The sequence below is a fragment of the Frankia sp. R82 genome (genome assembly GCF_023716925.1).
Classification (GTDB): domain Bacteria; phylum Actinomycetota; class Actinomycetes; order Frankiales; family Frankiaceae; genus Frankia.
Genome location: NZ_JAMQQG010000020.1, coordinates 1 through 20,927 on the forward strand (window position 1 = coordinate 1; position 20,927 = coordinate 20,927).

The window sequence follows — 20,927 nt, forward strand, 5'->3', positions numbered from 1 at the left end:
GAGCTCGAACTGGTCGACGTCCCCCACACCCTCGCCGGACGGTCCCGGTTCGAACACCGGGCCGTGCTCGTCACCACCCCGCCCATCCCCCCCGCCGGGGCGCCGGGCCGACCGGCCGTGGGGCCTGCGCCGCTGGTGGCGGCGCTCGGGCGGCTCGCCGACGGGCGGAGCGGGCCGGCCATCGTGCGCGACAGCTGCGTGCCCGGGGCCACGACGCGGCTCGCGATGGTGTTCACCGGCCAGGGCAGCCAGCGTCCCGGGCTGGGCCGACAGCTGCACCAGGCGTTTCCGGTGTTCGCCGCCGCCCTCGACGAGATCGCCGCCCGGTTCGACGCCCACGCCGGCCTGGACCGTCCGCTGCTCGAGGTGATGTTCGCCCCGGCCGGCTCGCCCGCGGCGGCCCTGCTGGACCGCACCGAGTACACCCAGCCGGCCCTGTTCGCCCACGAGACCGCGCTGTTCCGGCTGGTCACCTCCTGGGGGGTGCGTCCGGCGCTGCTGGCCGGGCACTCCATCGGCGAGCTCGTCGCCGCGTATGTCGCCGGCGTCTGGACGCTCGACGACGCCGTCCGCCTGGTCGCCGCCCGCGGCCGGCTCATGCAGGCCTGCCCGCCCGGCGGTGCGATGATCGCGATCCGCGCCGGCGCCGACGAGGTGCGCGCGGCCCTGGCCGCCGCACCGGCCGAGCACGCCGGACGGGTCACCCTCGCCGCCGTCAACGCGCCGTCCGCCGTCGTCATCGCCGGGGACGCCGGCGCCGCCGAGCACCTCGCCGCCACCTTCGCCGCCCGGGGCGTGGCCACCCGCCGGCTCACCACCAGCCACGCCTTCCACTCCCCGCACCTGGACGGCATGCTGGCGCCGTTGCGCGCGGTCGCCGCCGACCTCACCTGGCACGAGCCGACCATCCCGATCGTGTCGACGCTCACCGGCGAGCTCGCCCCGGCGTCGCTGCGCACCCCCGACTACTGGGCCCGCCAGGCCCGCGGCACGGTGCAGTTCGCCGCCGCCCTGCGTCGCCTCGCCGCCGAAGGCACCGACGCCTACCTCGAACTCGGCCCCGACGCGATCCTCACCCCCCTCGTCCCGGCGACCCTCGTGGACGACGCTGGCGACGACGCGGTCGCCGGTGCCGGTGCCGGTGCCGGGCGCCGGGCGCCGCTGGCGGTCGCGACGGCCCGCACGGGACGGTCGGAGACCGACACGCTGCTCGCCGCGGTCGCCGGTCTGGACTGCCACGGCCTCGACGTCGACTGGCGGGCGGTCCTCGGCCACCGCGGCCACCTGGTCGACCTGCCCACCTACCCCTTCCAGCGCCGCCGTCACTGGCTCGACGACCCCGCCGGTTCCGCTCGCCCCGTGGGCGCTGCCGTCCAGGTGGGCGCTGCCGTCCAGGTGAGCACTGCCGTCCAGGTGAGCGCTGTGGCCACAGCCGATGCTCGGGTTCCGGCGCCGAGGTCCGGGCTGGCGGGTCCGTTGCCGGCGGGTCCGTTGCCGGCGGGCTCGTGGCCTGCCGGCGCCGCGACGTCCGGATGGCACTACCGCACCGTCTGGCAGGCGCTCGCCGACGCCGACGTCACCGCCGTGCTCACCGCGCATGCCGGCATCGGCCCACGCCGGCGGCCCGTCCCGCCGAGCCCGGTCGGTGCCGCCACCGGCGAAACCCCCAGGGGACGCTGGTGGGTGCTCGTCCCGCCGAGCGGCGTGGAACCGGCGCTGGTCAGCCGGCTGGGTTGGGTGCTTGAACGGCTCGGGGGCAGCGAGGTGATCCAGCTTGAGCGGGCCGACCGCGACGAGATCGCCACCCGCCTGGCCGAGCGCCGCGGCGCCGACCGGACCACTGGCGAGACGCCGATCAGCGGGGTGCTCTCCCTGCTCGCCCTGGACGGCACCCCCCACCCGGACCATCCGGGACTGTCCCGCGGGTTCGCCCTGTCCGTCGCCTGCGCGCAGGCCCTGGCCGACACGCCGTCGGACATCCCACTGTGGATGATCACCACCGGCGCCGTCGCCACCGGTGACGACGATCCGGTGACCCGACCCGACCAGACGATGATCTGGGGCCTCGGGCGCACCCTCGCCCTGGAACAACCGCGTACCTGGGGCGGCCTGATCGACCTGCCCGCCAGCCGGCTCGACCCCGCCTTGCGCGGACGGGACGAGCACGACGTCGACGACCAGTCGCTGCTGTGGCTCGGCGTCGCCCTGACCGCTGGTGCCCTGACCGCTGGTGCCCTGACCGCTGGTGTTCCGGCTGCTGGTGTTCCGGCTGCGGGAGGCAGCCCCGGTGCCGGTACTGTCCCGGGCGCCTACGAGGACCAGTACGCCGCCCGGCCATCGGGGCTGCGCGTCCCGCGGCTGGGACCGGTACCCGACGACGAACGGGCACCGTTTGGGCCGATGCCGGCGGCGGGACCGCAGCCGGTGGTGGGAGCGCAGCCGGGTCGGGCGGGGCGTGCGACGGCAACCGTGCTGATCACCGGTGGAACCGGTGCCGTGGGCGCGCAGGTCGCCCGGGCTCTCGCCCAGCACACAGCCGGACGACTGGTGCTGGCCAGCCGTAGGGGCCCGGCGAGTCCCGGCGCGACGGAGCTTGTCGCCGAGCTCACCGCGCTCGGCGTTCAGGCCACGGCCGAGGCCTGCGACGTGGGCGACGAGTCGGCCCTCGCCGGGTTGCTGCGCCGCCACGCGGACGCGGGTTCGCCGGTGACCGCGGTCGTGCACGCCGCCGGCGTCGTCGGGCCGAACCGTGCGCTGACCGACCTCACCCTGGACGAGATCGCCGAGGTCGTCGCCGGGAAGGTCGCGGGCGCCGTCGCCCTCGATCGCCTGCTCGCCACCCCCGCCGGCGCCACCGTCACCGACCTGGCGCTGGTGTCGTCGATCGCCGCCGTGTGGGGCAGCGGCAACCAGGCCGCCTACAGCGCCGCCAACGCCTACCTGGACGGCCTGGCCGGGCGGGCCAACCCGGGCGGCTGTCGGATCACCAGCGTCGCCTACGGTCCCTGGGCCGGCGCCGGCATCGGCGCCGAACCGGCCCTGCGCGACCACCTGACCCGCCGGGGCCTGCGTCCCCTCCCGCCGGCCCCGGCGTCCACCACCCTCGTCGCCGCCCTCGGCCCTGCCCTTAGTCCCGGTCCCGGTCTCGGTCTCGGTCCGGGCCCGCTCGCCGGGCCGGGTCCGGGGACATCAACGATCACGGTCGTCGACGTCGACTGGGACCGGTTCCTGCCCTCGATCACCGCGGCCCGCGACTCCCGCTTCTTTGCCGCGCTACCCCTGCCCGCGACGGCCAGCCGCGGTTGCGCACGACCTCCCGGCGTCGGGGGGTGCGGGGCCGGCGGTCGCGCGGAGCACCGCGGCGCGGCGGTGCCTGCCGGGCGCGAGCTGGCGGAGCTGGTGCGGGCCGAGGCGGCGGACGTTCTCGGTCACGACTCGCCCGACGAACTCGATCCGTCCCGGCGCTTCCTCGAACTCGGCTTCGACTCGCTGGCCTCGGTGGAGCTGCGGCGCCGGCTGGTCGCGGCCACCGGTCTCGCGTTCACCACCCAGGCCGTGTTCGAACATCCCACCGTCATCGACCTCGCCGCCCACCTCGCCACCCTGGCCGCAGCCACCCCGTCCGCCACCTCTGCTCCGTCCGCCACCTCTGCTCCGTCCTCTGCTCCGTCCGCCGCGCCGGCCTGGGACGGCGAGGCGGTCGGGGTGCGGGGGCTGTACCGGCAGGCCTGCGCGGACGGCAAGTTCGCCGCGGGCGTCGGGGTACTGCGGGCGGCGGCGAAGCTGCGGCCGGTGTGCACCTCTGTCGGCGGGTTCGGGGCACCCGGACGGCCGGTGCGCCTGGCCTCGGGGTCGGCGCCGCTGGCACTGCTCTGCCTGCCGTCGATGGTGGCGCCGTCCGGGCCGCACACCTTCGCCCGGCTCGCCCTGCACCTGCACGGACGCCGGGACGTCCACGCCCTGGCACATCCCGGGTTCGGCGACGGCGAGCTGCTGCCCGCCACCGCCGACCTCGTCGTCGCCCGGCACGTCGAGACGATCACGGCGTCGTTTCCGGACCGTCCGATCGCGCTCGCCGGCTACTCCTCCGGCGGCTGGCTCGCGCACGCGATCGCGTCCGCGCTGGAGGAACGGGGCGTGCGCCCGGCGGCCGTCGTGCTGCTGGACACCTGGCTGCCCAGCGACCGCATCCCCGAAGGTGATATCCAGGACGAGCTGCGCGGCATCGCCGTCAACGAGCAGGCGTATGCGCTGATGACCGAGGCGCAGGTCACCGCCCAGGGAGCCTACCTGGACCTGTTCGAGAACTGGCGGCCCCGCGACGTGTGCGCGCCGGTCGTGCTGGTGCGGGCCGGCACCCGGCTGCCCCGGCGCACCGTCACCGAGGACATCACCGGCACCGGTCAGGCCTGGACCAGCGAGTGGACCCTTGACCACGACAGTTTCGACGTGGCCGGTGACCACCAGTCGATGCTCCACGAACACGCCGCCGCCACCGCCCACGACCTGCACCGCTGGTTGACGAACCTGGAACAGGCACCGCTGCCGGCCGCCGCCGCTCCCCGGGCCGGCTGACGGTCCGCCGGACCGACGGTTCGTCTCCTACCCGCGGCATCCGTCGCCGGCCCGTCCCCAACGCCGAGGAACCGGCGGTCGCGCCGGCATGTGGAGGGTTGTTCGGGGATTTCGGGCCTGACAGCCGAACAACCCTCCACATCTCGGCGAGCAACCTTCCGGGAACAGCCCGCAGCGCTGCGGTCATCCGGGGACGTGGCTCGGCTGTGTGGTCCGGCTGTGTGGTCCGGCTGTGTGGTCCGGCTGTCTGGTCCGGCTGTGTGGCTCGGCTGTGTGGTCCGGCTGTGTGGTCCGGCTGTCTGGTCCGGCTGTGTGGCTCGGGTGTGTGGCTCGGGTGTGTGATCTGACTGTGTGCTCGGGCGGGGGAGGCGGGGGACGAGGTGCCTGGCGGTGGCTGGTGCCGCGGAGCGGCGGGGTATCGTCATCCATCCCCGTCATGTCCTGGCCGGGGGTCATGTCCTGGCAAGGTCGGGCCGCGCAGCTGCCGGAACGTGGGTCAGGCGGTGGGTGCGGGGTCCGCGGCGTCCCTGCAGGCTCGCGGCGGAAGGTTTCACGATGGCCCTCGGTGGCCCCCTCTACGCGTTCTACACCCGGCGGCTGCGCCGGCAGGTGATGGACGGTCCGCTGCCCGCGCACGTCGGACTGGTCATGGATGGTAACCGGCGGTGGGCCCGGGAGATGGGGATGGCCAATCCCAGTCTCGGTCATCGCTACGGCGCCGAGCATGCCGAGGACGTGCTGTCCTGGTGCGAGGCCGTCGGGATCCGCCATGTCACGGTGTTCGTCTGCTCGACGGAGAACCTGCAGCGCCGGGGGGATGCCGAGGTCGCCTATCTGATGAGCGTGATCGAGCAGGTGGTCTCCGACCGGCTCGCCCGTCCGGACGCGCGGTGGCGGGTGCATCTCGCCGGGATGCTGGACGTCCTGCCCGACTCGACCGCGCGGGTGCTCAAGAACGCGGTGGAGACGACCCGCACCTGCACGACCGGGTTCCACGTGACGCTCGCCGTCGGGTACGGGGGGCGACAGGAGGTCATCGAGGCGATCCGGGAGCATCTGTACGAGCGGGCCGAGGCCGGGGACTCCCTGGCCGACGTCGCCGCCGCCCTCACCGGTGACGACATCGCCCGCAACCTGTACACGGCGGGGCAGCCCGATCCGGATCTGGTGATCCGCACGTCCGGTGAGCAGCGGATGTCGAACTTCCTGCTGTGGCAGAGTGCGTACTCCGAGCTGTACTTCTGTGAGGCGTACTGGCCGGCGTTCCGTGAGATCGACTTCCTGCGTGCGCTGCGCAGCTTCGCCGCCCGGGAACGCCGCCACGGTTCGTAGCGGGGTCGGGCGCCGCCGGCGGAGACGGTCGGGACGGCGGAGACGGCCGGGCATTTTGGCCGAGCTTGGCGGAACCGCTTTTCTTTGGCACCCGGTGTCACTACAGTTCTGCCCCAGCGGGACCGGAAACGGTCCCGGCCGGACCACATCCGTCCGGGCACCAGTCGTGCGGTCAGGGGAGTGCGTATGGAACCGAGCGGGATCCAGATCGACCAGGCCGTCGAGGCGTCCGACGCACAGGCGCCCGTGGTGGAGGATCTTCTCGTCGAGGAGGTCTCCATCGACGGCATGTGCGGCGTCTACTGAGCACGGATCCGGCCACGTCCGCTGGATCCGCCGGTCCGGTCGCGTCCGTCCGTCCGTTGTCTCTCGGCAGTGTCGCCGGCGGCGCTGGTGGGACGGACGCGGCCCCGGCGGCGGCGCCGGTTCGAGGTGGCGGTTTTGACCTGGACCGGCCGTGGCGGCTGCATCCGCAGGTGTCGGTGCGGCCGGAGTCGTTCGGTGCGCTGCTCTACCACTTTGGCACGCGGCGGCTGTCGTTCCTGAAGGAACCGGGGCTGCTGGCGCTGGTCGAGGCGCTGTCCGCGCACGAGTCCGCGCGGGCCGCGGCTGCCGCCGTGGGGCTGTCCGCCACGGATCTCGGCCGCTACCAGGGATCGTTGGCGGCCCTCGCCGCGTCCCAGATGCTCGTCGAGGGGAGTCAGCTGTGACCACGACGGCGACGGCCGGCACGCCGGCCGGCACGGTCGGCCCGACCCGGCTGATCGATCACTTCGCCCGCGGGCTTGCCGCACCGATCTGCCTGACCTGGGAACTCACCTACGCCTGCAACCTGGCGTGCCGGCACTGCCTGTCCAGCTCCGGGCGGCGTGACCCGCGGGAGCTGTCGACCGACGAGTGCAGGGCCGTCATCGACGAGCTCGAGCGGCTGCAGGTGTTCTACGTCAACATCGGCGGTGGTGAGCCGACGGTGCGTGCCGACTTCTGGGAGCTCGTCGACTACGCCACCGCACACCACGTCGGGGTGAAGTTCTCCACCAACGGCGTGCGGATCACCCCCGAGGTGGCCACCCGACTGGCCGGCAGCGACTACGTCGACGTGCAGATCTCCCTCGACGGCGCGACCGCCGAGATCAACGATGCCGTGCGCGGCGAGGGTTCGTACGACACGGCGATCCGCGCGATGGAGAACCTGGCCGCGGCCGGGTTCCGCGGGTTCAAGCTGTCCGTCGTCGTCACCCGGCACAACGTCTCCCAGCTCGACGGCTTCGCCGAGATCGCGAACCGCTACGGCGCGCAGCTGCGGCTGACCCGGCTGCGTCCCTCCGGGCGCGGCGCCGACACCTGGGACGAGCTGCACCCCAGCGCCGCCCAGCAGCGCGAGCTCTACGACTGGCTGGTCGCCGCGGGCGAGAACGTGCTGACCGGCGACTCGTTCTTCCACCTGTCCGCCTACGGCCAGGCCCTGCCCGGGCTCAACCTGTGCGGCGCCGGCCGGGTGGTCTGCCTCATCGACCCCGTCGGGGACGTGTACGCCTGCCCGTTCGCCATCCACGACGAGTTCCTCGCCGGCAACGTGCGTGACGCCGGGGGCTTCACCTCCGTGTGGCGCGAGTCCGAGCTGTTCGAGGTGATGCGCGAGCCGCAGACCGGCGGGGCGTGCGCGTCCTGCGGGCACTACGACTCCTGTCGCGGTGGCTGCATGGCGGCGAAGTTCTTCACCGGCCTGCCGCTGGACGGCCCCGACCCCGAATGCGTCCAGGGTCACGGGGTGGATGCGCTGCTCGCTCGCGGCGAGGTCGCCCCGCCCCGCTCGACGGTCGACCACTCCCGTCCGATCCTGGCCGGCACCGGGTCGACCCGCGCACGGTCGCAGGCGCGGGATGAGCGGGCCGGCCGCAGGAGCGGCGGCCCGGTTCCGGTGACGATCGGACGGGCCCCGAGTGCCCTGGCGCCGGCGCTGCCCCCGGTCAGCGCCTGCCAGGAGGACCCCCTCGCCGGCTTCGACCCGGGCGCCGCCCGCGTCTGAGTGGCGGATTCGGCCCGGCTGCCAGTTCTTCTGGCCGTCGGGCCGTCGTGCTGTCAGGCCCCCCACCTGGGCGTTTGTCGCCGTCTGGCGAGGCTCGACGGGGAACGGTTGCGGCGGTGGGCTTAGTGTGCGCATGGTGGTGGTACGCACCAGGTGGTTCTGGGTGCGGAGCATGGTTCAGGAGCAGCGGATCATAGCGTCCGGCAAAAGTTAACGTTGTTCAGTTTTCTGGGGTGTCGTCCCGACCGGGCGGCCAGGCGGAGGGAGCGGGTGATGGGCCGAAACCGAGGGCCGTGCCCGGTCTGCCGGCCGGCGCCTGTCGCCTCAGTGCATGTCCTCGAGGTGCTTTTCCTCGCTGGTGCGGGCCTGCGCGATCAGGCTCTGCCAGCCGCGGACCAGCGCGGCGAGCTCAAGGTCGAAGAGCTCGTCGGTGGACGTCGGCGTCGCGGCGATGACCCGCGGAAGGTTTTCGGGGCTGGTGGCCGAGGCGGGGCTCAGCCCCAGGCGGGCGGCGGGCGGCAGACGGTTGGGGTTCATCATCGCCGAGCCGTAGGCGAGCATCTCCGCGCTCTCGATGATCGGGTAGCACAGCTGCTCGGGCACGCCACTGGCCAGCATCAGCGATGCCATGTGCTCGCGGGCCGCGTTGCCGCCGTTGCGGGCCGGCAGGCTGCCGGGTACGAACAGCGGCGCCGCGTTGGGGTGCGAGACGAGCACCTGGCGGAAGTTGGTCGCCGAGGCGATGAGAATCTCGTCCCACTCGCCCTCGGCGTTGAGCGGCACGATGGTCTTCGACATGACGGCGCCGACGACGCCCCGCAGGATCTCGTCCTTGTCGGTGAAATGGTGGTAGAGCGCGGCGCCGCTCACCCCGAGCTCGGTGCCGAGCCGGCGCAGGTTCAGGGCGGGCAGGCCGTCGCGATCAATAATGTCGAGCGCCTTTGTGATCGCCTCCCGGCGGTCCACCAGCGGCGATCTGGGCCGTCCCACGTGTTGTTCTCCTCTGTGCCTCGACAGGCTGTGCCCCGACAGGCTGTGCCTCGACAGGCTGTGCCCCGACAGGCTGTGCTCCGGCGGTCCGGGTCCGGGCTGCTGCCCGGTGTTGCCCAGTCTGCCTGGTCGGTCACCATTCCCGCGACCGTCTCGCAGGAACACCCGGGTCCGACCACCGTTCGCGGCCACCGTCACCGTGGGCCACCGTCGCCGTGGGCGACCGCCACCTGGCCGGCAACCGGTGCCCTCCGTGCCGGAGCGCGCGCCGCCCCACCAGCCATCACCCACCGTAGAGCTGCGAGGACCGTGGCGTCGGCGCTGCCAGTCGCCGTCTGTCCTCGTGATCCCAGAAGTCACCACTCAGGTGAGACTGCACAGGAGTAGAGAATGTCGAGAGTTCTCGATTTCCCCGTCTTCGACGCGGACAATCACATGTACGAGACCACCGACGCCTTCACCAAGTACCTGCCGGCGAGCCACGCCGGTCTGGTGAAGTACGTCCAGATCAACGGCCGGACCAAGATCGCTCTGCGGAATGTCATCAGCGAGTACATTCCGAACCCGACGTTCAACGTCGTGGCGCCCCCCGGGGCGCAGGAGATCGAGTTCCGGCTGAAGAACCCGTCCTCCAAGACGAAGGCGGGCGACATCGAGGCCGCCCCGCCGCCCAAGTACATCCAGGCCCCGCCGGCGTACTTCAACCCGGCCGACCGGCTCGAGCTCATGAACGAGCTCAGCATCGACCGGGCGATGATGTGGCCGACGCTCGCCAGCCTGCTCGAGGAGCGCCTCGCGGACGACCCGGAGGCCACCACCATCGTCGTCCACGCGCTCAACGAGTGGATGTTCGAGCACTGGTCGTACAACTTCGAGGACCGGATCTTCCCGACGCCGATCATCACCCTGCCGATCCTGGACTCGGCGCTGCGCGAGCTCGACTACGTCCTCGAGCGGGGTGCCCGGGCGATCCTGATCCGTCCGGCGCCGGTGCCGGCGCTCAACGGGACGCGCCGCTCGTTCGCGCTGCCCGAGTTCGACCCGTTCTGGAAGCGGGTCGAGGAGTCCGGTGTCGTCGTCGGCATGCACGCCTCCGACGACGGTTTCCAGCGCTACCTCAACGAGTGGGAGGGCGTGCGCGGCGAGTTCCTGCCGTTCGACAGCAAGCCCTCGGCGTTCAACCTGCTCGTGAACAGCGAGCACCGCTACATCAAGGACGTCATCACCTCGATCATCGCCCATGGCCTGGCCACCCGCTTCCCCGGTATCCGCTTCCTGCCGGTCGAGAACGGCAGCTCGTGGGTCCGCCCGCTGGTCACCCAGTTCCAGAAGCACTACTCCCGCACCCCGGGCCTGTTCGACGAGGACCCGATGGTCACCTGGCGGCGCAGCATCTTCGTCCATCCCTTCCACGAGGAGGACGTCGTCAGCCTGGTCGAGACCATCGGCGCCGACAACGTGGTGTTCGGTTCGGACTACCCGCACCCCGAGGGCCTGTTCGACCCGGTGACCTTCGTCGACGAGATCGACAGCCTCCCCCTGGCGGACCAGCGCAAGGTCATGGGCGAGAACCTCGCCAAGATCATGCATATCGACCCGGCCAAGAAGGCTCTGGTCACCGCCTGATCTCCGGCTGAATCTCCGCCTGGCCTCGGCCTGAGCGCACCTGGACGGGGTGGGTCCCACGGGACTCACCCCGTCTGTGCGTGGTGGGCCGCCGCGGGCGCCGTGGTGCGTCCGGCAGGGCGCACGGCTACAGTGGCACTCGGTGCCAAATTGAGCGGCGCCACACGACGGAACGAGGCGGGAGTGCGATGGCCAGCACGAGGGATTGGTTCGAGACGGTCGCGGAGGCCCAGCGGCGGGCGAAGAAGCGGCTGCCCAAGGGCGTCTACCTGGCGCTGGTCGCCGGCTCCGAGGCCGGGGTGACGATGGATGACAACATCGCCGCGTTCGCCGAGCTGAAGGTCCGACCGCACGTCGCCGACCTCCCGCAGACGCGGGACCTGGCCACCACCGTGATGGGGCAGGAGATCAGCTTCCCGGTGATCATCTCGCCGACCGGGGTGCAGGCGGTGCATCCCGACGGGGAGCTCGCGGTCGCCCGGGCGGCGGCGGGCGCCGGTACGGCGATGGGCCTGTCGGCGTTCGCGTCCAAGCCGGTCGAGCAGGTCGGCGAGGCGATCGACAAGCTGCTGTTCCAGACCTACTGGCTCGGGTCCCGCGAGGAGATCCTCGCCCGCGCCGAGCGGGCCCGCGCCGCCGGCGCCAAGGGGCTCATCGTCACCCTGGACTGGGTGTTCGACTCCCGCCGGGACTGGGGCAGCCCGTTCATCCCGGACAAGCTCAACCTCAAGGCGATGGCCCGCTACGCCCCGCAGGTCGCCATCAAGCCGGGTTACCTGGCCACCTGGCTGCGCAGCGGCTCGCTGCCCGACCTCGGTGTGCCCAACCTCGGGCCGCGCGAGGCCACCCCGCCGACCTTCTTCGGCGCCTACGGCCAGTGGATGGGCACCCCGCCGCCGACCTGGGCGGATCTCGCCTGGCTGCGTGAGCAGTGGGACGGCCCTTTCATGATCAAGGGCATCACCCGGCCGGACGACGCGCGCCGGGCGGTCGACGTCGGCGCCAGCGCGATCTCGGTGTCCAACCACGGCGGCAACAACGTCGACTCGACGCCCGCGTCGATCCGCTGCCTGCCCGGTGTGGTGGACGCGGTCGGTGACCAGATCGAGGTCGTGCTCGACGGCGGCATCCGCCGTGGCAGCGACGTGGTCAAGGCCCTGGCGCTCGGTGCCCGCGCGGTCATGGTCGGCCGGGCGTACCTGTGGGGAATGGCGGCCGGTGGTGAGCGCGGCGTGACCAACGTGCTGGAGATCCTCCGCCAGGGCGTGAGTGAGACGCTGCTCGGCCTCGGTCACTCCTCGGTGCACGAACTGTCGCCCGAGGACCTGCTCGTACCGGCCGGCTTCGCGTTGGACCGCAAAGTCTGACCCTACCCGGTTGTCGGGTTCGCCGCGGTCGTTTTGACTGCTTGTCCTACTGCGTCGCAGGTCAGACGGCATTCGATCGGATGTACGCGGAAAGAAACTCGAAAGATACATACGAGATACCATGAGGAAACTCGGTCGCCCCGGGTGAAAGGAATGGCGGGTGCAACGCCCAGTTGCACCCGGGGCGAAACCGACTTGCATGGTTGTCCGTATCTGGCGGGGTGTGCACCATAGTGGCATGCCCTGTCGCCCTCGCATTGTGGTCCCAGCGGTCCCCGTTCCCGAGCGCCCGGATGGGGCCTGTGCGGGGGCGGACGTCCTGGCGGATTTGTCGCCGGTCGCCGATGAGAATGTATTCCTCGGCCGAATCGTGGTATCGGCCGGCCGGGCGTCCCGGCGGCCCACGCTGCACGCCGGCCGCTGCCGCCGGCGTCCCGGCGGCGGAATGTCCGGCGTGAATGCGCATGCCGAATGACCCCGCCGAGCCCGCAGTTGCCGGGCCCGGGCTGGCCGGCCCCGTCCATTCCAGCCCCCCGCCTACCGGGCCAGTACCAGCCGACCCGGCACCTGCCCGGCCAGCACCTGCCCGGCCAGCACCTGCCCGGCCAGCACGGGTCCGGCCAGTACCTGCCCGGCCAGTACCTGCCGAGCCAGTACCTGCCGGGGCACCGGCTGCCGAGCCGCCGCCCGCAGAGCCACCGCGTTCCGGCTCCGCGTCTGCCGCTGCACCGGCTGCCGACGCCGAGGCCGGCGGGTCCGGGTGTGCCGAGCCCGCGGGTGGTGACGTCGCACCGGGCCGGCACGCGCCGGTCGCAGCCACGGCTGACGAAACCGGAGCCGGCGAACACGCAGCCGGCGAATACGCAGCCGGCGAATACGCAGGTGGCGGGATTGGCTCGGACGAACTCCACGGAGACCGGTTCGGGCCCGGCGGCGACGCGCGCAGTACGGATGCGCGCAGCACGGACGCGGATGATCAAATCGGCCCGGGCGGCGCGGATCCGGGTACCGGGTTCGCGGGTACCGGAGTTGCCGGTGCCGGGGTTGCGAATGTCGGGGTTGCGGATGTCGGGGTTGCGAGCGGCGAGGCCCCGCGTCCTGGGAGCGCGGTTGGCGGGAACGGGGGCGGCCAGGCGGCTGCGGATGATTGCCCGGCGCACGCGACCACATCGGCGGGAAGCGGGGCGACTGGCAGCGTGGATGGGACTGCCGGCGATGCTCTCCCTGCTTCTTGTCGGGATATCGACGTGCACCCGGACACCCGGTATCGCATCGTCGTGCGCGGATTCGGACAGTATCCCGGGGCTGATGAAGAACGAGATCCGACTGGGGCTGCTGCTGCCCGACTCGGGGGTACTGGCGACCGGGTATCAGGCCGTGCGGGCCGGCGTCGACGCGCGTATCGGCGCCGTCAACGCGGCTGGGGGAATCAACGGCCGTAAGATTTCCTACACCTGGCGAGACGATGCCGGGACGGCGCAGGGAAATCTCCTCGGCGCGCGTGACCTGGTCGACGGCCAGGGGGTGTTCGGGCTGCTGGAGTTCACCGCGGCCGCCGCCGGTGGCGCCTCTTTTCTCGCGGAACGGGGAGTTCCGGTGGCCGGCTTCGCCACCGAGGACGTGTGGCTGCGCAATCCGAACATGTTCGGGGTGGTGAACTCCGTCGGCGGCGCGGTCGACACCTACGGCCGTGCCGTGACGGCCCGTGGCGGCACGCGGGCGTATGTCGTTCGGGCCGGGATGTCGGCCGGGATGTCGGGGACGGCCGACCGGATCGGCCAGGGCCTGCGGGCCGCCGGCGTCGAGGTGGTCGGCAACAGTTCGTACCTGGCCGGGGCGGACAGTGCCACCAGGCTCGCCGAGCAGATCGTCGCCTCGGGCGCGGACACCGTCGTCACCATGCTGGCGCCGGCGGCGCTGCCGGCGCTGCTCGAGGCGATCCATCAGGCCGGGGGCGAGCCCGACGTGGTGCTCGCCCTCGGCGGCTACGACCGCACCCTGCTGCGCACGGGCGCGGCGTCGGTCGCGGGCGTGGTCGTCCCCGTGTCGTACCGGCCGTTGGAGGCCGGCGGCGCCCCGGTGGAGCGCTACCTTGACGCGATGCGCCGCTACGCCCCGCAACTCACCGAACCGCGCCAGGACAGCGCCCTGGTCTCCTACATCGACACCGACCTGCTCCTGCGCGGCCTGCGTGCCGCCGGGCCCTGCCCGACCCGCGCGTCCGTGGTGACCGCGCTGCGCTCGCTGACCGCCTACACCGCGGACGGCCTGCTCGCACCGACCAACGTCGGCGTCGCCCGGGCGCACCCGACGACCTGCGTCGCCCTGCTGCGCGTCAACCCCACGTCCACCGGCTTCGACGCCGAGGACCGCAACCTCTGTGGACGCGAGCTCACCCCCACCCTCTGAGCTGCTCCGCCGCACCACCTGATCCACGGCGCCACGCCGCACCACGCCGTGCTGCCTGATCTGGTCCGATCCGCCGCCTGATCCGGTGCGCTGGGGCGCACCGTCCGGGCCGGTCGGCGTCCAGGACGGGCGGGACGTAACGTGACGCTTCGGGAGCCTCGGCGCTGCGTCGCCAGGCGGGAGGGTGCGGACGATGCCGCTGTGGCAGCAGGCGGGGATCGCGGCCGGCGTGCTGCTGTCGCTGGCGCTGGTGGTCAGGGTCGTCGCCCGAGTGGTGGCTACCAGGGGAGCGGCTGCCAGGGGAGCGGCCGAGGCCGAGGCTGATGAGATCGAGGCTGAGGCCGGTGGCGTGGCCATGGCCGGTCGCTCGGCCGGGCGTCGGCGGCTGTGGCGGGCGGTGGGCTTCGTCGGTGCGGCCAGCCAGGAGGCCGGGACGATCCTGGGCCTGTTCACCCTCTGGCAGATCGCCCGGATCCTCGGGGTGACCCGGGTCGGCGGCGCGATGGAGCGGGCCGACTGGATCTGGCGGACCGAACGGGCTGTGCACCTGCCCAGCGAGCTCGCGATGGAACGGTTCATGCTGCACCACGAGTCGTGGCTGCGCGCGGCGAACGTGTTCTACAGCTGGGTGCACTTCCCGGCGATGAACGTGTTCCTGGTCTGGTTGTTTCTGCGCCACCGGCGGGCCTATCCGTCGGTGCGCACGACGATCGTGCTGTTCACCGGATCGTCCCTGCTGTTCCACATGTTCCTGCCGACCGCGCCGCCGCGGATGCTCACCTCCGTCGGTTTCGTGGACGAGGCAGTGGTGCTCGGCCAGTCCGTCTACGGCGAGTTCGGTGCCGGGGTCGCGGCGCAGCTGTCCGCCCTGCCGTCGGTGCACGTCGGCTGGGCCTGCCTGATCGCCTACGAGGTGATCCGGATCAGCCCGAGCCGCTGGCGCTGGCTGATCCTCGCCCATCCGATCGTGACCAGCCTGGTCGTCGTCGTCACCGCCAACCACTGGTGGGCCGACGGCATCCTCGCCGTTGTTCTGCTCGCCCTCGCCGTGCTGGCCGGCCGCGCCCTGAGCACCGCCCGGCGCCGCCTGCTGGCCCGCCTCCGTTCCCGCCGCGCCCAGCCGCCATCCGGACCGCCATCCGGACCGCCATCCGGACCGCCATCCGGACCGCCATCCGGACCGCCATCCGAACCGGCCGCCGACGGCGCAGACGTGGCACGGGACCGCCGGCAGTCGCAGGGCAGAACCGGAGTCGGGGCCGCCTACCTGCGTACCCGCGCCCGGCCTTGGGTCCCCGGCGCCGGTGTGTGACGATGGGCCAGGGCCCTGCCGGGAGTGGAGCCGGGCGAGGCGCCGCAACGTCCGAGGCACAGGGGATGTCGGGGAGCGGGAGGACGGATGTCGTCGCAGGGCGGGCCGGCCGGCGATGGTTCCTTCGAGCGTCCGATGACGGCCTACCACCTGCAGCCGGACGGGACCCGCGTGCCGTTCACCGCGACGCTCGGCTTCGACCCGGCCGACCCGTACGCCGTGCGCCTGCGGCTGCGCACCACCGACGTGCGCACGGTGACCTGGACGTTCGCCCGCCAGCTGCTCATCGACGGGGCCCGCCGCCCCGCCGGGGTCGGCGCGGTCGAGGTGCGCCCGGCCTTTCACGGCGACACCCGGCTGCTCGCCCTGTCGTTCACGTCCGCGTCGGGCCGCGCCGAGGTGCAGCTTCCCTACCCGACGGTCGTCGCCTTCCTACGGGACGCCTACGAGGCCGTCCCGCCCGGCGCCGAGGGCGACCACGTCGACTGGAACGCCGAACTCGCCCACCTGCGCACCGACGGCGATCAGTAACCGGGCGAGGTGTTGACCCCGGCATCCGGCATGTCGTCGGAAAACGGGTCCGGAACTCCGCGGGTGTCATTGTGTCGAACACTGAAGCACGACCCGCGGTTCGGCTGGGCGCGGAGGCCTTCCACACCAGCGAGTGGGATGTACTGGCGGTCAGGGATTTCTTCGACGACGTGATGCTGAACGCCGACTGCGTCGAGGCGGCGCTGGCGACCAGCCTGACCGTGGAACACGGCTTCACCACCCTGCGGTCCGTCGCCCTGGCCGCCGACGCCCTGGCCGCCGACGCCCTGGCCGCCGGCGACATCAACTGGTCGGACCTGCTCGCCTCGATCCAGACCGACGAGGCCCGCCACGCGCAGACCGGCCCGGCGATGGACTGCTACACCCCGCTGGACCAGCGGGAGATGTCCTTCAGGGAGTTCATGCCCGAAGGGGTCGTGCACCACCACGAACGGATTCTCGAGGACTACGGGCTGGCGAAGCCCTGGTACTGGGACGACTTTCTGCACTCGCTGGACAACGGCCACCACGCGATGCACATCGGGACCTGGTTCTGGCGCCCGACGCTGTTCTGGAAACCGGGTGCCGGGGGCTCGAAGGACGAACGGGCGTGGCTGAACGAGAAGTGCCCGACCTGGAACGAGGGGCGGTTGGGCAGACCCTGCCGGAAACCCTTCCGGCCCGGTGTAATTTCACCCAGCTGCCGCTGGGCTCCGCCGCCTCCCGCCACGATCCCGCCCCACACCAGGTGGTCCACCGGGGCCGCCTCTACCAGTTCGACCATGCGGTCTCGACGCCGGATCCGCGGCCGGACCTGCCCGTCTGCGGGGTCAGCCCGGGTTCTGGCCCGCTGGCTACGAGGTGATGGCGACGGCGTGGCGGAGGTGGGTGTCGTGGGTGAGCTGGGTGAGCATGAAATCGGCGACGTCGGCGTACGAGACCTTGGAAGCGAAAGTCAGGCGCAGGTCGATGCCTGTGCGGTAGTGCCCGGTGTGGCTGCCGCCGGTGAGAACGGCCGGGCGCACGACGGTCCAGGCGGTGTCGCTGGCGCGGATGAGTTCCTCCATTCCTTCTTTGTCCTGCATCAACGATCTGATCGCGATCCGGGTGATGGCGACGTAGAGGGTGCGGTGGCGGCTGTCGGCCACGCCGTATCCGCTGACGGCGACCAGGCGGTGCACGCTGTGGACGTCCATCGCGGCCAGGATGGTGCGCATCCCCTCGGTGCAGACCGTGCTGCCCCAGCGGCGCTGGCCCAGCGCACTCAGCACGGCATCGCTGCCGGCGACGACGTGCTTCACGACGTCCGCGTCCCGGACGTCGCCGGCCACCGCCCGCAGGCTCTCGTGGGGGGTGAGACGGCCCGGGTCGCGGGCCAGCGCGGTGAGGGTGTGGCCCTGCCGCAGGGCCTGTTCGAGCAGATGCTGCCCGGTGTGGCCGGTGCCGCCGAAGACCGCCAGATGCATGTCGGGTGTCCTTCCGACCCAGAAAACAGTTTGAGGCTCCAAGCATTGAGCGGATGGTTGGAGTCGTCAAGTGTTGGAGGGTCCAGGTAACGTCGAGGGGTGGCTGACCCCGCCGGTCCTGTCGACGACGCGCTGACCCACGCGGTCGTCAAGCAGGTGATCATCCTCGCGGGCGCGATCGGCGCGCTCGCCGCGGACCTGCTCAAGGACCTCGATCTCACCGAGCCGCTCGCGAACGCCCTGTGGCGGCTGGACCCCGACGCGCCCGCGCCCTCGATGCGCACCCTCGCGGCCACCTTGAACTGTGACCCGTCCACCGTCACGTTTCTCACCGACCGGCTGGAACAGCGCGGCCTCATCCGACGCCAGCCGGTGCCGACCAATCGACGCCAGAAGGTCATCAGCCTGACCCCCAGCGGTATCGAGGCCCGTAGCCGGCTCGTTCACGCGCTGACCGCGGACTCTCCGTTCACCCGGCTTTCACCGGACGACCGACAGCACCTCCATACGCTGCTCGCCAAAGCCGGGGCCGATCCGAGCAGTTTCACCTGCCAGGCGCCCACCGCCACCCGGCCGTGTACCGGGCCCCGCCCGTGACGACTCACGGACCATCGGAACATGCCTGCTCCCACGAGCCCGATGGCCAAGTCATGATCAGAAAGCTGGGTCAGGTGCACGACACGGTAGACATCGGCCCTTGACAACTGGCGGGCTGCCCGGCGAATCCAGATGCGCCCTGTCGACGCCAGCGACCACCGCAGGACATGCCGGGTGGAACCCGTGCTACGGGTTCTGATCGTCAGCTCGAGGCGCCGCCGTCGATCACCAGGTCGTGTCCGACGGTGAATCCGGCGGCAGGCGACACAAGCCACAGGGCAGCATCCGCGATCTCCTGGACGGTGGCGCCACGACCGGCGGGGTTGGTGCTCTTCAGTCGATTCTTCCAGTCGGCTCGGCTCTCTCCAGGCCGATAGGACATCGGTGTGTCCACCGGTCCGGGGCTGACCGCGTTGATGCGGATGCCGGCGTCGATGTATTCCAGCGCGGCGTTGCGCGTCAGGGCGCTCACGCCTGCCTTCGAGGCGACGTACGCCCCCATCCCTGGCAGCCGCGCATGCGCACCGAGGTTGGAGGCGATGTTGACGATGGCTCCGCCACCCGAGCGCCGCATCTGTCCGATCTCGTGCTTCATCGACAGCCAGGTGCCGGTCAGGTTGACCGAGATCACCGACTGCCAGGTGGCCTCGTCCAGGTCGGCGAGCAGCCCGGGGCGATGGACGCCGGCATCGTTGACGGCGATGTCCAGCCCGCCGAGGGCGTCGACCGTGGTGGCAACGAGCTGTTCGACGTCGCGCTCGCGGGTCACATCAGTTGGTACGGCGATGCCCTGACCACCGGCGGCCTCGATCAGGTCGATGGTCTCCGCCAGGGCGTCGGCGCGGCGGCCCGCGACCGCGACCGCGGCTCCCTCTGCGGCGAGTCCCATCGCGATGGCGCGTCCGATCCCTGAACCTCCGCCGGTGACGACCGCGCGTCTGCCCGCAAAACGACCGGTCACAGGGCACTCTCTTCCTCTCGTCGACAGACCGCATAGCGGTGTCGTCCGCGGGTTTTCTGAATCGAACGTTCTCTTATTATTCTGGCTGCTTATGGCCCACGCGAGCGGAAGCCGCGACCGCGTCCAGCGCCTGTTCGGCGGCCAGGGACACACCGGTCCGCCGGTTCGGGCTCCGGCCGACGACCCTGATGCCCTGCAGCACGACGAGCAGGAACGAGGCGAGTGACCGAGGGTCGGCCTCCGGGTTCAGCTCGCCCTGCAGTCGGGCGCGCTCCAGGGCGGACATGAGCGCCACCTCGAGGGTCGTCCAGCTCGTCTCGACGCGCCGGCAGGCCTGCTCGTCCGCGGCCAGTCGTTCGACCGCCGCGTTCACGACCAGACAGCCGCGGGACGCCTCAGGATCCTGGCTCTCGCGAACGTAACCCTCCACGAGGGTGCGGATGAGTGGCAGGACCGGTCCCGGCGTGGACAGCCCCCGGACGATCTCCGGGTCGCGCTGGCGGACGTAGCGGTCCAACGCGGCCAGATACAGCTGGTGTTTGTCGCCGAATGTGGCGTAAATACTCGCCCGGGCGACGCCCAGTCGTTTGACCAGAGCGGACATGGACGTCGCCTCGTAGCCCCGCTCCCAGAACAGCTCCATGGCGGCCTGCAGTGCCTCGTCCTCGTCGAACTCCTTGGGCCTGGGCACGGCATGACGGTACCAGTTCAGGATCGAACGGTCTAGAACGTTGTTGCTCGGGTCACCGGGCTGGCGTCACCGTGTCCCGAGCGAGGGAACCGAGCGTGCGCAGGGTGCGGTCGCGTTCCTCGGCGGTGCCGACCAGACTGGCGAGGATGTCGGTGGCACCCAGGGCGGCGTAGGCGGTGAGCTGGGCGAGGACCGCGTCCTCGTCGCCGACGACGGCGATCGCGCCAGGCTCGGTGAATCCGTCGCGGTCGAGCGCCGCCCGGTAGGAGGGCAGTTGGGCGTAGCCGCCGTACTCGACGTTCAGGCCGGTGCGGATGCGGTCGGGCTCGGTGGTGACCGCCACCGGCAGGCCCACGACGACGCGAGGGGCCGGGCGGCCCGCATCCTGGGCGGCCGTGCCGATCAGCGGCACCACATGATCACCGATGGTGCGGGGGCCGGCGAGGAAGGTGATGGTGCCGTCCGCGCGCTCACCGGCCAGGCGCAGCATCGCCGGGCCGAGTGCCCCCAGCAGCACCGGGACGCCCGCTGGCGCCCCCGGCACTGCGCTGTCGGCCGGCTGGGAGCCTGCTCCGGTGGCCCCGGGAACCGGGCGACCGGCCAGGATCGGCAGCAGCGTGTCGAGATGGGTGCGCAGCGCGGCGACCGGCCGGTGGAACGGCTGGCCGTAGACCTCCAGCAGGCCGGCGTGGCTGACGCCGAGCCCGAGGGTGAACCGTCCGTGTGCCGCGGCCTGCGCGGTCAGGGCCTGCGCGGCGAGCACCCGCGGATGGCGTGGCTGGACGATCACGACCGACGTGCCGAGCTCCAGACCCGGCACCTCCCGGGCGATCGCGGTCAGCACGCCGATCGCGTCGTACCCATAGCCCTGGGGCAGCCAGGCGGTGCGGACACCGGCGGCGGCGACGGTGCCCGCGGCCACGGCGAGGTCGTCGAGGAGGTTGCCGAAGCTGGGAGTGCCCAGGCCGGCGGCGAGGTTGACACCGATACGGATCACCAGGCCAACTGTGGCCGGGACCAGGCCTGCGAACCAGGAGCCTG

The 20,927-nt window shown here is 72.0% G+C and carries 17 protein-coding genes and 1 pseudogene; 12 read left to right on the forward strand and 6 right to left on the reverse strand.

Annotation, left to right across the window (positions count from 1 at the left end; all coding sequences use genetic code 11):
• From ND747_RS05825 to mftC, 5 genes are all read left to right on the forward strand, one after another.
• The coding region (locus ND747_RS05825; RefSeq protein WP_251732425.1) for a type I polyketide synthase at positions 1 to 4,575 on the forward strand (4,575 nt) is incomplete at its 5' end.
• A gap of 555 nt (positions 4,576 to 5,130) precedes the next feature.
• On the forward strand, positions 5,131 to 5,907 hold the full coding sequence (uppS, locus tag ND747_RS05830; RefSeq protein ID WP_251732426.1) for a polyprenyl diphosphate synthase: 777 nt from the start codon (positions 5,131 to 5,133) through the stop codon (positions 5,905 to 5,907).
• A 186-nt stretch (positions 5,908 to 6,093) separates the two neighbouring features.
• A complete protein-coding gene (gene mftA, locus ND747_RS05835) occupies positions 6,094 to 6,213 on the forward strand; it encodes a mycofactocin precursor MftA (RefSeq protein WP_251732427.1) in 120 nt (39 codons plus the stop codon).
• Positions 6,214 to 6,353: 140 nt separating this feature from the next.
• Positions 6,354 to 6,617, forward strand: a complete 264-nt coding sequence (gene mftB, locus ND747_RS05840) for a mycofactocin biosynthesis chaperone MftB (RefSeq protein ID WP_251732491.1) — start codon at positions 6,354 to 6,356, stop codon at positions 6,615 to 6,617.
• Positions 6,614 to 7,936 (forward strand): mycofactocin radical SAM maturase, encoded by a 1,323-nt coding sequence (gene mftC, locus ND747_RS05845; protein ID WP_374216151.1) that lies wholly within the window; start codon positions 6,614 to 6,616, stop codon positions 7,934 to 7,936. The genes mftB and mftC overlap by 4 nt, the downstream gene beginning before the upstream one ends.
• A 324-nt stretch (positions 7,937 to 8,260) precedes the next feature.
• Here the strand turns inward: mftC and ND747_RS05850 are convergent, their stop codons facing one another.
• Positions 8,261 to 8,926: a TetR/AcrR family transcriptional regulator gene (locus ND747_RS05850; protein WP_251732428.1), complete on the reverse strand. Its 666-nt coding sequence runs from the start codon at positions 8,924 to 8,926 to the stop codon at positions 8,261 to 8,263.
• A 390-nt stretch (positions 8,927 to 9,316) separates the two neighbouring features.
• On the opposite strand from ND747_RS05850, the gene ND747_RS05855 reads away from it, so the two are divergent.
• Positions 9,317 to 10,552 (forward strand): amidohydrolase family protein, encoded by a 1,236-nt coding sequence (locus ND747_RS05855; protein WP_251732429.1) that lies wholly within the window; start codon positions 9,317 to 9,319, stop codon positions 10,550 to 10,552.
• A gap of 188 nt (positions 10,553 to 10,740) precedes the next feature.
• Complete coding sequence (gene mftD / locus ND747_RS05860) at positions 10,741 to 11,919, forward strand: pre-mycofactocin synthase MftD (protein WP_251732430.1); 1,179 nt, start codon at positions 10,741 to 10,743, stop codon at positions 11,917 to 11,919.
• A gap of 537 nt (positions 11,920 to 12,456) precedes the next feature.
• On the opposite strand, the gene ND747_RS05865 is transcribed toward mftD, so the two are convergent.
• Complete coding sequence (locus ND747_RS05865) at positions 12,457 to 12,618, reverse strand: hypothetical protein (RefSeq protein ID WP_251732431.1); 162 nt, start codon at positions 12,616 to 12,618, stop codon at positions 12,457 to 12,459.
• A 609-nt stretch (positions 12,619 to 13,227) separates the two neighbouring features.
• Between ND747_RS05865 and ND747_RS05870 the strand changes: the two genes are divergently transcribed.
• From ND747_RS05870 to ND747_RS05885, 4 genes and pseudogenes are all read left to right on the forward strand, one after another.
• Positions 13,228 to 14,328: an ABC transporter substrate-binding protein gene (locus ND747_RS05870; protein ID WP_251732432.1), complete on the forward strand. Its 1,101-nt coding sequence runs from the start codon at positions 13,228 to 13,230 to the stop codon at positions 14,326 to 14,328.
• A gap of 193 nt (positions 14,329 to 14,521) precedes the next feature.
• Entirely contained in the window at positions 14,522 to 15,640 is a 1,119-nt protein-coding gene (locus tag ND747_RS05875; RefSeq protein WP_251732433.1) for a phosphatase PAP2 family protein, read from the forward strand.
• 87 nt (positions 15,641 to 15,727) lie between these two features.
• Positions 15,728 to 16,171: an SsgA family sporulation/cell division regulator gene (locus ND747_RS05880; RefSeq protein ID WP_251732434.1), complete on the forward strand. Its 444-nt coding sequence runs from the start codon at positions 15,728 to 15,730 to the stop codon at positions 16,169 to 16,171.
• 81 nt (positions 16,172 to 16,252) lie between these two features.
• Positions 16,253 to 16,964 (forward strand): annotated as a pseudogene (locus tag ND747_RS05885) (toluene monooxygenase); the annotation flags it as partial.
• A gap of 61 nt (positions 16,965 to 17,025) precedes the next feature.
• On the opposite strand, the gene ND747_RS05890 reads toward ND747_RS05885, so the two are convergent.
• Positions 17,026 to 17,637, reverse strand: a complete 612-nt coding sequence (locus ND747_RS05890) for an NAD(P)-dependent oxidoreductase (protein WP_251732435.1) — start codon at positions 17,635 to 17,637, stop codon at positions 17,026 to 17,028.
• 99 nt (positions 17,638 to 17,736) lie between these two features.
• Between ND747_RS05890 and ND747_RS05895 the strand changes: the two genes are divergently transcribed.
• Positions 17,737 to 18,234, forward strand: a complete 498-nt coding sequence (locus ND747_RS05895) for a MarR family transcriptional regulator (protein WP_251732436.1) — start codon at positions 17,737 to 17,739, stop codon at positions 18,232 to 18,234.
• Between the two features lie 202 nt (positions 18,235 to 18,436).
• Here ND747_RS05895 and ND747_RS05900 read toward each other — a convergent pair whose 3' ends face one another.
• The 3 genes from ND747_RS05900 to ND747_RS05910 form a co-directional block, all read right to left on the reverse strand.
• The gene (locus tag ND747_RS05900) at positions 18,437 to 19,195 is read right to left on the reverse strand and encodes an SDR family NAD(P)-dependent oxidoreductase (protein ID WP_374216152.1); all 759 of its coding nucleotides are present in this window, start codon (positions 19,193 to 19,195) and stop codon (positions 18,437 to 18,439) included.
• Between the two features lie 76 nt (positions 19,196 to 19,271).
• A complete protein-coding gene (locus ND747_RS05905) occupies positions 19,272 to 19,886 on the reverse strand; it encodes a TetR/AcrR family transcriptional regulator (protein WP_251732438.1) in 615 nt (204 codons plus the stop codon).
• Positions 19,887 to 19,938: 52 nt separating this feature from the next.
• Positions 19,939 to 20,883 carry a TIGR03564 family F420-dependent LLM class oxidoreductase gene (locus ND747_RS05910; RefSeq protein WP_251732439.1) on the reverse strand — a complete coding sequence of 315 codons (945 nt, stop codon included), beginning with the start codon at positions 20,881 to 20,883 and terminating at the stop codon, positions 19,939 to 19,941.
• Between the last annotated feature and the right edge of the window lie 44 nt (positions 20,884 to 20,927).